The sequence below is a fragment of the Hymenobacter sp. genome (genome assembly GCF_036387835.1).
Taxonomy (GTDB): Bacteria; Bacteroidota; Bacteroidia; order Cytophagales; family Hymenobacteraceae; genus Hymenobacter.
The window spans coordinates 1-11,338 of the sequence record NZ_DASVSY010000060.1 but is presented as its reverse complement, the minus strand read 5'-3'; the positions used below and the strand labels follow the sequence as shown (position 1 = coordinate 11,338).

The 11,338-nt window shown below is 54.3% G+C and carries 12 protein-coding genes; 3 read left to right on the top strand and 9 right to left on the bottom strand.

Annotated features, from left to right (window positions below):
• Positions 1-66: 66 nt before the first annotated feature.
• From VF639_RS11610 to pdhA, 9 genes are all read right to left on the bottom strand, one after another.
• On the bottom strand, positions 67-330 hold the full coding sequence (locus VF639_RS11610) for a hypothetical protein (protein ID WP_331146072.1): 264 nt from the start codon (positions 328-330) through the stop codon (positions 67-69).
• 5 nt (positions 331-335) lie between these two features.
• Complete coding sequence (gene lptC / locus VF639_RS11605; RefSeq protein ID WP_331146071.1) at positions 336-920, bottom strand: LPS export ABC transporter periplasmic protein LptC; 585 nt, start codon at positions 918-920, stop codon at positions 336-338.
• 16 nt (positions 921-936) lie between these two features.
• Positions 937-2,268, bottom strand: coding sequence for a BamG family beta-barrel-assembly machinery protein (locus tag VF639_RS11600; RefSeq protein WP_331146070.1), 1,332 nt, complete (start codon positions 2,266-2,268; stop codon positions 937-939).
• Positions 2,255-3,040, bottom strand: a complete 786-nt coding sequence (locus VF639_RS11595; protein ID WP_331146069.1) for a type III pantothenate kinase — start codon at positions 3,038-3,040, stop codon at positions 2,255-2,257. The genes VF639_RS11600 and VF639_RS11595 overlap by 14 nt, the downstream gene beginning before the upstream one ends.
• A gap of 139 nt (positions 3,041-3,179) precedes the next feature.
• The gene (locus tag VF639_RS11590) at positions 3,180-5,138 is read right to left on the bottom strand and encodes a pseudouridine synthase (protein WP_331146068.1); all 1,959 of its coding nucleotides are present in this window, start codon (positions 5,136-5,138) and stop codon (positions 3,180-3,182) included.
• Between the two features lie 231 nt (positions 5,139-5,369).
• A complete protein-coding gene (locus VF639_RS11585) occupies positions 5,370-5,753 on the bottom strand; it encodes a TraR/DksA family transcriptional regulator (RefSeq protein WP_245120319.1) in 384 nt (127 codons plus the stop codon).
• A 247-nt stretch (positions 5,754-6,000) separates the two neighbouring features.
• A complete protein-coding gene (ribH, locus tag VF639_RS11580) occupies positions 6,001-6,477 on the bottom strand; it encodes a 6,7-dimethyl-8-ribityllumazine synthase (protein ID WP_331146067.1) in 477 nt (158 codons plus the stop codon).
• A 160-nt stretch (positions 6,478-6,637) separates the two neighbouring features.
• Entirely contained in the window at positions 6,638-7,414 is a 777-nt protein-coding gene (locus VF639_RS11575) for a tetratricopeptide repeat protein (protein WP_331146066.1), read from the bottom strand.
• 58 nt (positions 7,415-7,472) lie between these two features.
• On the bottom strand, positions 7,473-8,528 hold the full coding sequence (gene pdhA / locus VF639_RS11570; protein WP_331146065.1) for a pyruvate dehydrogenase (acetyl-transferring) E1 component subunit alpha: 1,056 nt from the start codon (positions 8,526-8,528) through the stop codon (positions 7,473-7,475).
• Positions 8,529-8,720: 192 nt separating this feature from the next.
• Between pdhA and recF the strand changes: the two genes are divergently transcribed.
• The 3 genes from recF to VF639_RS11555 all read left to right on the top strand — a co-directional run bounded on the left by recF (position 8,721) and on the right by VF639_RS11555 (position 11,235).
• On the top strand, positions 8,721-9,857 hold the full coding sequence (recF, locus tag VF639_RS11565) for a DNA replication/repair protein RecF (RefSeq protein ID WP_331146064.1): 1,137 nt from the start codon (positions 8,721-8,723) through the stop codon (positions 9,855-9,857).
• 71 nt (positions 9,858-9,928) lie between these two features.
• Complete coding sequence (locus tag VF639_RS11560) at positions 9,929-10,246, top strand: DciA family protein (RefSeq protein WP_331146063.1); 318 nt, start codon at positions 9,929-9,931, stop codon at positions 10,244-10,246.
• Between the two features lie 425 nt (positions 10,247-10,671).
• Entirely contained in the window at positions 10,672-11,235 is a 564-nt protein-coding gene (locus VF639_RS11555; protein WP_331146062.1) for an acyl-CoA thioesterase, read from the top strand.
• Positions 11,236-11,338 lie beyond the last annotated feature (103 nt).

The window sequence follows — 11,338 nt, the reverse complement described above, 5'->3', positions numbered from 1 at the left end:
GTTGCTGCTCAATCTTCACGGTTAGAACAGCAACTTCACAACGCCACAAATTCACCACCTCACCACCTACCCGCGGCGCTTGTTGCGTGGCACTGGTTTGGCGTTGGTTGTCGACGGTTTCACCGGTTTCTTTAGTGCGGTTTTCTCGTCTTCCTTGGACTTCAAATACCGGAACAGCATCACGCAGCTAAACGATATCATGAACAACCAGTAGTTGTCGCGCAACGCGTTTTTATCGTTTTGCAGCACCGTTTGATAAGTCCCAATTACAAAGGAAACTACGCCTATCGAAAACAAAATCGTGCGCAACAAGGACTTATCGAAACGCATAACTTCTACTGAGGAGTGCTAGACGATTCAACAATAAACTGACCGGCAGGCCGCTTAAACAAGTAACGGCTCGTGGTCATGTTATAAATCAAGCCGTAGCCGGTTAAGGAATCGGTGGGGGTTACAAACTGCGCAAAAGTGGCGGAATCTGTGTAGACCACGTTTTTCTGCTTGTCGTAGAACAGCTCCTCGGTGTACATGCGCTGCTGCTGCTCCTCGTTGTTCACCCGCACGTCGCCGCGCATGGTGTAAAGGTTTTTCACCTTCTCGTACTTGCAGTATTTACCGGTCAAGGTGTTTACCACCTTCAAGCCGCTTTTATCGAAGAAGGTTACTTTCAATCCTTTCGGGTAAAGCTGGTCTCCATTCTCGAATTGCTGCTCGAGCGGGGCCGTGTACCGGACTTGCAATTTGGCGGAGTCACTGTAGAGTGTCAGCACGTTCGTCGACTCCAACAAGGGGCCATTGTACTTTACTCCCTTGGTAGCTTCAGGCTCCGACTTCTTGCAGCCCGCCACCAACGAACCGGCCAGCAGCCATAGCAGTGCCGCTCGGCTAGGCAACAAGCACATCAAACGAAAGGTTGGCATGGCAGGAACGGATAGCTTATTCAATCCGACGCTTGATAAACCACCGGTTGTTAAGCGAAATTCCCAACTGCGCCCGAATGTAATCTTCCTTGATATTGCGCTCTTCACCACCACTTACGCGGTTCACATCAACGTTGCCCCGCTGCCCATAGGTGAAGCTCAGGTTAACCGTAGAAGCTTCGAGCGGCGAAGCTGAGACAGGCAACGAAAAGCCCCAGCTTATCGACCGATCATAGAGCGGCTGGCCGGCTGGCCGGTAAGGCATCTGCGCCACCGAAATACCTGCCCGATAAGTAATCCGTTTGAAGTAGTTTTCAACAGAAGTTGGATCGGGAACGTACTCTCCACCTATTGCTCCGCGAACCGTGTTGCTCAACTGCACTCCGGCTGTGCCGCCTTGCTCATTGAACGAGCGGAACTTCGACCACTGCTGCTGCGCCACATCGGCGTTGAGCGACCAGTTTTTATTGTTGTCGATGCTGATACCAAACTGTCCTAGCGCGGGCACGACAGCATAGCCGTTTTCATCGGCCAGGGTCACGGGTTGGGCGCCAGCTATTTGGCTACCATCGGCATTTTGGGTTTCCTGCGTTAGCAACCTTTCCCCGTTGAGGTTGGTTTGAAAGCCATAGACGCCGCCCAGATTGTAGTTGAGCTTGTCGCTGAATTTGCCCCGGTAGTGGATACCGCCTCTAAATTTGAAGTCCGAGTAATGAACGTGGTCTAACCTTACCACCCGACTGTCGTCAACAGCAGAATTGACTTGTACCTGCGTACCAGTCGATAAGTCAACGCTACCGAAAATATAAGAAGCCGTGAGGCCTACCGATAAGCCTTTGGCTAGGCGGATACCCTGTCCGAAGTAAGCCTCCGATATGTCGCCTTGGCCCTGGTAGCGAGTTTGCACCAGTGTCTGGTCGCTAAGAGTGTTGGTTTGCACCGACTCGTAATCAACGGAGCTAAACGGCTTAAGCCCAATAGCGGCCCCCCAGCGCGTGGAAAGTGGCACGCCCAGCGCGAAATAGCCCAACGTGGCGCTACCCGTTTTCTGCGACTGAACATTGTTGCGCACCGTCTTGTACTGGCCGTTCACGGCCACTTCCCAAGTGGTGCGGTTCATGTAGTAGAGCAGGGCTGGGTTCAGGTCGTTAACCTGCACGCCATTAGGCGCGGCCACTCCCACTCCTCCCATGCCCGTTTGGCGGACACCACCCGTATTGAAATACGTATCGCCCAGACCGAGGCGGGAGTAGGGCGAATTGCCGAGTCGTTGGCCTTGGCTGCGGGTGGCAACTCCGAGGCTCAACAGCGTCAGTCCGAGCAGGCCAGCGTATTTAGAGTTCAACATTGTAAGCTAATATGCGGTGGAGCCCTATTAAGACAAGCTCCGGAATGGCAAAGATAAGGCCTTTCAACCGGGGTTGGAAAAAGGCTGCGTCACCGCCGGCCAATACCACTCCTAGTTCCGGAAATTGCTCCCGGTATCTGTCAATCAATCCGTTCACTTCGGCGGCCGCCCCGTTTAGCACACCGCTTTGAATGGCGGTGGTAGTGCTGTCGCCGGTTAGCGGCACCAGAGCCGCTAGGTCAGCTGGTAGTTCCACCAACGGCAGCCGCCCCGTAAACGTATGCAGCGCTTGAAACCGCAACCGTAGTCCCGGCGCAATACTCCCGCCTCGAAACGTGTGCCCGCCCTGCACTAGGTCGCACTTGATGGCGGTGCCCGCATCCACAATCAGCGTATCCTGGCGGGGCCGTCGCCAAGCTGCTCCTACGGCGGCAGCCAACCGGTCGGCGCCAAGCGTATGCGGCGTAGCATAGGCATTCTGCAACGGCAAGGGCGTAGTAGCTGGTTTAAATTCCAGTACCGTACCCTTCAACTCCGACTTCAGTAAACTGGTCCACTCAGGAGTGGTAGCCGTTACGGAAGACACAATGGCATGCTCGGGCTTTAGTCGCTGGATAACAGCTAGCAATTCGCTAGGCGTACAATCCGTTGTTTCAAGCAGCACATCATCCTCGAAGCAACCGTACTTCACAGCTGTGTTGCCAATATCGAGGGTGAGGGTGCGCACGGGCAGGTATTGTGAGGAACAGGGTGGCAAGGGAGGAGGCAGCAAACTACGCGGTAGTTAGCTGGCTTTTAGGCCGTCAGATGGAAGAGAGTATTTCAGACGGCAAGGTTGCGTGTTGTCTGAAATACTTTGGTTGCCCTTGCTCTTCACAACCCGTTACTTGTTGCCTCCTCACCTGCTACTCTTACATGAAGTACTTCAGGCGGATAACTTCTTTCTCGTTGAGGAAGCGCCATTTGCCACGTGGCAAGTCCTTCTTGGTGAGGCCTGCATACTGCACCCGGTCCAGCGACACCACTTCGTAGCCAAGGTGCTCGAAGATGCGGCGCACAATCCGGTTGCGGCCAATGTGAATTTCAATGCCCACAAAGTGTGGGTTGCCTGCCACTACGGCCACGTCGTCTACTTCGGCTTTGCCGTCTTCCAGTTCCAAACCCGCCGCAATCTGCCCGAGGTGTTCTGGCGTTAGCGGCTGGCTTAGTTCTACCTGATAGATCTTTTTGTTGCGGTGCGAAGGGTGCGAAAGTTTTTGCGCTACCTCCCCATCGTTGGTGAAGAGCAGCAAACCCGTGGTGTTGCGGTCGAGTCGGCCCACCGGGAAAATGCGCTCCTTCGACGCTTCCTTTACCAGCTCCATCACCGTACGGCGGCCTTCCGGATCGTCGGTGGTAGTGATGAAGTCTTTGGGCTTGTTGAGCAGCACGTACACCAGCTTCTCACGGTTGAGGTTGGTTTTGCCGTATTGTACGGTATCGGTGGGCTGCACCTTGTAGCCCATTTCCGTTATTACCTCCCCGTTTACCTTGATTTCGCCGGCCGCAATCAGCGCATCGGCATCACGACGCGAGCAGATACCGGCGTTGGCGATGTAGCGGTTTAGGCGTACTTCTCCGTTGGCGGTTTCTTCCTCTTCGCGGCGGCGCTTGTTGCCCCGGCTTTTATCCTGGTCGTAGTACTTGAGGTTCTTGTAGTCGGGAGCTTGGCCGGCTACTTCGCCACGCTTCATTTTATCGGCACGATGCGGCGTTGCTGCATCGCGGCCTTGGCGCGTGTCAGGGCGCAATGAACGCTCGGAGCGCTCGGGCCGCTCTCCAAACGGACGGGCGGGCCGGTCGTTGCGCTCTTCGTAAGGACGGGTCGGGCGCGATTCGCCGTAGCCTTGGCCAGCGGGCCGGTTGCCGTAGCCACGCTCTGGCTGACCACCAGACGAACGGTTGGCACCAAAGCCTCCTTCGCGCCGCTCGCCGTAGCTGCGGTTCCCGAAACTGCTCCGTTCTCCGGCGCTGGTGCCGAAGCCGGTTTCACGCCGCTCCCCGTAGTTGCTGCGGGGGCGCTCCTCGCGGCTGTTGTCAAATTCTTCCGGACGGCCCCGAAAATCGAATGGTCGAGCCGGCCGAATATCCCGGTCCGGACCTAGCTTTTCCGTAGCGCGTGGCTCCCGGTTGAAGTCTGGTTCGCGGGGAATTATCGGGGCAGCTTTGTCTTTTAGATTAGGATCTGCCTTAATGAACTTCCGGTTCCGCTCACCGGCACCGCCGCGGGGTACGGCCGGCTGCCCCTCCTGCTGGTAAGGCTGACCGTTCCAAGTTTTCTTGGGTTCGAATGGGCGGGCCGGACGCTCGTCGTAATTACGGAAGTTGCCGCCGTAGCCATCGGTCCGACGATCATCGTCGCGGCGGGGCGCGTTGCGGTCAAACGAACGGCCTGCTCCACCCTCCTGCCGATTACCATAAGGGCGGCTCCCGCTGTTGTTGTCGCGGCCTTTGTAGCCGCCGCCGAAGCCACCTTCGCCGCCGCGGTTGAAGCCACCACCCGCGGGCCTACCGAACCCGCCAGAACCAGCGCCAAACTTTTTGGGACCACCAAACCCACCGGGCCGGTCACCCGTGCTACGGCCGAAGCCGGAGCGTGCGCCAGTGCCAGCGTTGCGGTCGGTGTTGTCGCCGTAGCGTGAAGCACCACCCGAACGCTCCCGGTCACCGGAGCCGCCAGAGCGCGGAGCATCCCCGCGGCTGTCTCGATCAGCGCCGGGCCGTGGTGTATTGAACTTCTGATAAAAGCCTGAGCCGGTATTACCGGAAGACGGCCGCTCGGTGCGGCCACGGCGGTTCGGCGTATCGCCGGAGTTGTGCTTCTTGCCCATGGTTGCAAGTATGAGTTCCGTATCGCTACGGTACAGGTGAAAAGTAGTATGAGGTAATAAAACACAGATATCAAGTAGTTGGCTGCTGTTCAAGCAGGAACCTAACTACTCAAATACGTCTGTTCGGGGCTAACGAAAGACGGCAGAAAACAGTGCCCGGACTAGCAGCCCGTTCTCCACGCATGGAGAAGCCGGCCGGTAGTCCGGGCATCGTGTGGTTACGGTTCGTCGTTAGTCGCGACGAGCCATTTTGGCTTCGATGGAATGCTGCGTGTGCGGTACAGCCCGCAGACGCTCTTTCGGAATCAGCTTGCCGGTGCCAATGCACACGCCGTAGGTGCTGTTCTTGATGCGTACCAAAGCGTTTTCGAGCTGCTGAATGAACTTCATTTGGCGCGAAGCCAACTGGTTCAAGCTCTCCTTCTCAGCCGTATCTGCACCATCCTCAAGTACCTTCGACGACGAAGCCGTGTTGTCGGTACCTGAATCGTTTTTGCGGCTCAAGGTTTCTTTGATGAAAACAACCTCTTTGCGGGCGGCGGTCAGCTTTTCCTGGATGATTTGCTCGAATTCGGCCAAATCCTCCCTGGAATAGCGCATAGTTTCGTCACTCATGTCGGGTAAGAAAAAGTAAACTAGGATTCAACAATGAAGAGGCTGCCGGCACAACCGACTAGATTCTAGGATGTGGCCTCAACAGCAAAACAGGCAATTTAGTTTACCCGAATCTTATGTTATAACTGGCTTTCATCCAAACCAAGCAGATTAGACCTGGCTATTTTCGGGCGCAAAGCTACGCTTTTGTTGGATAATCCGTGTAAGTTCTATAAAAGCTTAATAGTAAGTTTACTCATGGAGGAGCTTAGAAGCCAAGCATATGGATGGCCGCCACCGCACCCTCAACTCCTTTGTTGCCGTGTTTGCCGCCGGCCCGTTCCCAAGCCTGCTCGAGCGTGTTGGTTGTGACCAAACCAAAGATGACCGGCTTATTGAACTTCAGCCCCACGTTGGTGATGCCGTTGGCTACTGCGTGGCAGATATAGTCGTCGTGCTTGGTTTCACCCTTTATTACTACTCCTAAGCAAATCACGGCATCAATCTCCTCGTGCTGGGCTAGCAGTTGCGCTCCTAGCGTTAGCTCGAAGCTGCCGGGCACTGTGTTACGAAAGATGTTCTCCTCCTTAGCGCCGTGTTTAATGAGGGTTTCATAAGCCCCCTTAGCCAGGGTGTCGGTTATCTCGCGGTTCCACTCGGCTACCACCAAGCCAAAGCGCTTTTCAGAAATATCAATAAACTGGTCGGAGGTATATTCGCTTAGGTTTTTCAGCGCTGTGGCCATCGTGGATGTTGTTGCTTGGTTGTTGCCCTCAAAGTTACTCTAGTTACTCTTGCTACCGATAAAGGCGCTATGATGCTAGGCAGGCAACTTACCGGACAAAAGAAAAGGACGGTTATTAAACCGTCCTTTTCTTTCTCTGCTTCTCAATGAAAGCTGGTCTTTATTTTCCGCTGGCTAAGCCTTCAGCGCGGGCCTTATACTGACGAGCTTCAGTCACTTCAAATGAGTTGGGGTATTCCGTAAGAATCCGGTCGTAGGCTTTAGCCGCGCCTTCATTGTCTTTAGCTAGCTCCAGAGCGGTAGCCTGCTTCATCAGGTAGGCCGGCGTGAACTGCTCGTTGGCGTTGTGGTTGGCCGCCTTCTCGTAGAAGTCAGCGGCTTCCTTGTACTTATTCTGCTCTAGATTGGCATCGCCTAGTAGTGCGTAAGCCCGGGCTTGTATCAGGAGGTCATCTGATGAGAAGTCTTCCAGATAATCGGCGGCAGCTTTGTACTGGCCTTGCTTGAGGGCGGCTACACCGGCGTAGAAGTTGGCGAGGTTGCCTGCTTTGGTACCGCTGTACTCGCTCGCCACCGACTCCAGTCCAACGTACTGACCATCGCCTTTCATGGCTTTCTTGAGCGAGTCGGCCTCCCAATAATTCACGGCCTGAAACATGGCCGCCTGCGCTTTGGTGTCCTGCGAATTACGCCAAGTGAAAAAAGCAAAAGCTCCGGCTACCGCCAATACCAACACGGCAAGTAAGCCGAGCAGTATACCCTTCTTACGCCGTATGAAGTCTTCCGTCTCTACGAGCCGGGTAGCTAACGCGTCCGGGTCTTCCAATAGCGGATGCTCGGGGTTATAGCTTTCGAGGGGCTGTAGCGGGTCGGCCGCAACTTGCTGTTGAGGCTGACGGGCGCCAGGCGTTTTATTGGTATATGGAATTTTCGACATGAGGTAATTGCTAGGTCATCAACGGCCAAAACCGGGTGCGTCTGCGCGCCAATAAAAGTTAGTCGCGGATGTAAGGATAGTCTTGCTGTACGTAAACGTCTTTGTACAACTCGTCGGCAGTTGGGTACGGCGAACTTTCAGCGAAATCAACCGACTCCTGTACCTGCGCCTTAATCCTTTCGTCGATGGCAGTGAGTTCTTCCTCGGTTGCCATGTTGTTTGTCAGGATGGTGTGGCGTACTGCCTCGATGGTATCGCGCGAGCGGTAGTCTTCCAGCTCTTCTTTGGTGCGGTACTTGGCAGGGTCACTCATGGAGTGGCCTTTGTAGCGATAAGTCTTGAACTCCAGGAACGTTGGGCCTTCGCCGGCACGGGCGCGCTCAGCGGCTCTTGCTACCGCGTTGTGCACGTCCTCTACGTTCATGGCATTCACGGGCTCCGATGGCATGTCATAGGCCTCGCCTAGAGTGAAGAGCTCCGTTACGTTGGAACTGCGCTGCACCGAGGTACCCATGGCGTAGCCGTTGTTTTCTACTACGAAGATGACGGGCAGCTTCCAGAGCATGGCCATGTTGAAGGCTTCGTGCAGAGCACCCTGGCGTACGGCACCATCACCCATGTAGCAGATGCAGAGTTTGCCGGTCTTGTTGTATTTCTCGGCAAAGGCTAGGCCCGCTCCTAACGGAACCTGACCGCCCACGATGCCGTGACCACCAACGAAGTTCACCTCTTTATCGAACATGTGCATAGAGCCGCCTTTGCCTTTCGAGCAACCTGTAGCTTTTGCAAACAGTTCAGCCATGATGGCATTTGGCGAAGTGCCAAGCGCCAGCGGGTGCGCGTGGTCGCGGTAAGCGGTAATCCACTTGTCGCCTTTGGTCAGGGCCGATACGGCTCCGGCCACGCAGGCTTCCTGCCCGATATAGAGGTGACAGAAACCTTTAATCTTCTGTTGACCGTACAGCTGACCAGCCTTCTCCTCGAACTTCCGCATGAGCTGCATCTGCTCGTACCAACTCAGATAGGTCTCCTTCGGAAACTCTGGTTTGGCTGGGCTGCTTGCCTTAGGCGAGCCAGTGGCCGCTTCTGCTTCCGGGTTGGAAGGGGGCAACATTGGATCAGGCTGCCGTATAGGTTCGGCTGCCGCTTCTTTGGGCTTGTTGGATGCGGCTTTCGTAGTCGACGCTTTCTTCGCCGAATTGGAAGCCTTGGGGGCAGCCTTTACTTTCGTCTCCGCCATCTTGCTTTCAGTTATTCGCGTTTGGGATGCGAAAGTACGTAAAAGGATTGCAATTACGAACCTCGCATGATTCTAGAAAACCTACACTTATTGTTCTTCAAAAACTATAGCGAAGCCAATCTCCGCCTCTCTCCGCGTATCAATTGCTTTGTGGGTGACAACGGCAGCGGCAAGACCAATCTGCTCGATGCCATCCATTATCTGTCTCTTACGAAAAGCGCCTTCACTACTGCCGATATCCAAAGCATAAAACAGGACGAAGAGTTCTTTGTCGTGAAAGGACGTTTTCAGCAGTCCGCTGATTCAGCTGCTTCTCCGGAGTCGCCGCCCGCTACTGAGGTTATTCAGGTTAGCTTACGAGCCGGGCAGAAGAAAGCGGTGACGCATGACAAACAACCTTATGAACGAATATCCGACCACATCGGTCGATATCCGGCCGTACTTATTTCCCCCTACGACACTGACCTGATCCGGCAAGGCAGCGAAGAGCGCCGCAAGTATTTCGACAGCCTCATCTCGCAGCTCGACCACGAGTACCTGGAGCTGCTCATTGCCTACAACCACATTCTGCGCCAGCGCAACTCCTTGCTCAAGCTAGCTGCCGAGCGCCAGGGTGGCTATGACCGGGAGTACCTACTAATACTAGATGAGCAACTCGTATCGGCTGGCCAAAAGATTATGGAAGCGCGGCAGCAATTTCTGCGGGAGTTCACCCCCGTATTTCAGCGCCACTACCAGCAACTCGCCGATAGCCGCGAAGTCGTCACACTCGATTATAAGACGCAGCTTTTGGAGGCCGACTTCAATAAGCTCCTCCGCCTGAACGAGCGCAAGGATCTTACGCTACAACGCACTACCGTTGGGCCTCACAAAGACGACTTCGTGTTCCTGATGGACGACCTACCGGTTAAAAGCTACGGCTCGCAGGGTCAGCAGAAATCGTATGTCATTGCCTTAAAGCTGGCACAGTTCGAAATACTGGCTGCCCGCAAGCAGCACAAACCCCTGCTCCTCCTCGACGACATCTTCGACCGCCTCGATGAGAAGCGCATCACCCGTTTGCTCCAGTTAGTAGCCGACCACACCTTTGGCCAAGTATTTCTGACTGACACCCACCTCGACCGTACCGACCGGGCACTGGCTAATTTAACAGAGCAAGTCAGCCGTTTTCGGGTGGAAAGAGGAACGGTAGTAGCACTGTAGGTTCGGCCGTGCCTATCTTTACTGTTCGCCTTGCCGGACCCTTTTCTCGCGCATTATTATACCTATCGACCTTGAAAAAACCTAGCTCCTTCGAAAACTCTCGCAAGGGAGATATTGTGTCTCTCAAGGACAGTATCAAAGCCTTGCTCAAGGCCTACCGTTTGCAAGGCAAGCTGAATGAGGTGACGGTCGTTTCGAGTTGGGAGCGGGTAATGGGGAAAGCCGTTGCTTTGAAGACCAAGGAGGTATACGTGAGTAATGGCAAGCTCTTCGTTCGTCTTACTTCTGCTCCGCTCAAGCACGAGCTAGTAATGGCAAAGACCCGGGTTATGGAACTCATCAACTCTGAAGTTGGTGAGGCTGTGATTAAGGAAGTGGTCTTTCTGTAGAAGTTGTTTAGAAGGTCAGGACCCATCATGCTGAAGCTTTTCGAAGCGTCTCGCTCATGCGGCAAATACCACCCTTACGTCAGCACGCGAGATGCTTCGATTACGTGTGGGCATAAAGGCTAACTTTAGAAAAGAATACCATAGCTTTTCAGGCCAGAGCATCTGTACACGGGTCTAGCACGAAAATTTGTTCTGCGACGAGCGGAGTGATGCTTATACCTTAGACTCATGCAATGCAGTATTGCTACTTGCGGTACCTGTCGCGGAACGGATTGCCGCGCTACAAGTGCATCTGTCCTAGCTGTACTATAAACTCCAGATACATACTGTTTGCCGTGTGAGCTTTGCAGCTTATTTAGGTGCGCTTACTCTTGCGCCCTCTTGGGTCGATGTGGCTACACCTCAATAACTAATTTGTTTTATCTATGGCTTCTTCCCTCCTACCGGAATTCAGGCCGGTGTCTCATTCTCGCGTCACGCTTACGGAGCTGATGATTCCGGCTTACGCCAACTTCGGCGGCAAGATCCACGGCGGCATCTTGCTTTCGTTGATGGATAAGGTAGCATATGCGGCGGCCTCCAAACATGCGGGCACTTACTGCGTTACGGTCAGCGTCGATGGGGTCAACTTTCTTGAACCAGTCGAAGTCGGTGAGCTGGTTTCTTTGTTGGCTTCGGTGAATTACGTTGGCAGGACCTCTCTGCTGGTTGGTATCAAGGTCATTGCCGAAGACGTTCGGATCGGAAGCGTGAAGCACACCAACACCTCCTACTTCACGATGGTAGCTAAGGATGACGTCGGCAAACCCACAGTAGTACCTGGACTATTATTAGAGACGTCAGAAGACACGCGACGTTTTTTGGAGGCCATCAAGAGGCGCGAGTTCAACGCTCAACACCGGCTCGAATTTGACAATACCCTCACCACTCTTGCAGCAGAAAAGCAGCTTTACCTACTCGACCAAGAGCGTTGCAAAATTGCTTACTAAGCATCCCTCTTTTGGGTCCTAGCTCTTCCCAAGCCGAATGCTTTTTTAGCCACTATTGGTTCCGCCATTTACCCGAAACACGAAGTGGCGAGATGCACTAGAT

Bases quoted from the DNA above. Each gene is read 5' to 3' on its own strand.
- VF639_RS11610 (WP_331146072.1), bottom strand. From the start codon at position 330: ATGCGTTTCGATAAGTCCTTGTTGCGCACGATTTTGTTTTCGATAGGC.
- lptC (WP_331146071.1), bottom strand. From the start codon at position 920: ATGCCAACCTTTCGTTTGATGTGCTTGTTGCCTAGCCGAGCGGCACTG.
- VF639_RS11600 (WP_331146070.1), bottom strand. From the start codon at position 2,268: ATGTTGAACTCTAAATACGCTGGCCTGCTCGGACTGACGCTGTTGAGC.
- VF639_RS11590 (WP_331146068.1), bottom strand. From the start codon at position 5,138: ATGGGCAAGAAGCACAACTCCGGCGATACGCCGAACCGCCGTGGCCGC.
- VF639_RS11585 (WP_245120319.1), bottom strand. From the start codon at position 5,753: ATGAGTGACGAAACTATGCGCTATTCCAGGGAGGATTTGGCCGAATTC.
- ribH (WP_331146067.1), bottom strand. From the start codon at position 6,477: ATGGCCACAGCGCTGAAAAACCTAAGCGAATATACCTCCGACCAGTTT.
- VF639_RS11575 (WP_331146066.1), bottom strand. From the start codon at position 7,414: ATGTCGAAAATTCCATATACCAATAAAACGCCTGGCGCCCGTCAGCCT.
- pdhA (WP_331146065.1), bottom strand. From the start codon at position 8,528: ATGTTGCCCCCTTCCAACCCGGAAGCAGAAGCGGCCACTGGCTCGCCT.
- recF (WP_331146064.1), top strand. From the start codon at position 8,721: ATGATTCTAGAAAACCTACACTTATTGTTCTTCAAAAACTATAGCGAA.
- VF639_RS11555 (WP_331146062.1), top strand. From the start codon at position 10,672: ATGGCTTCTTCCCTCCTACCGGAATTCAGGCCGGTGTCTCATTCTCGC.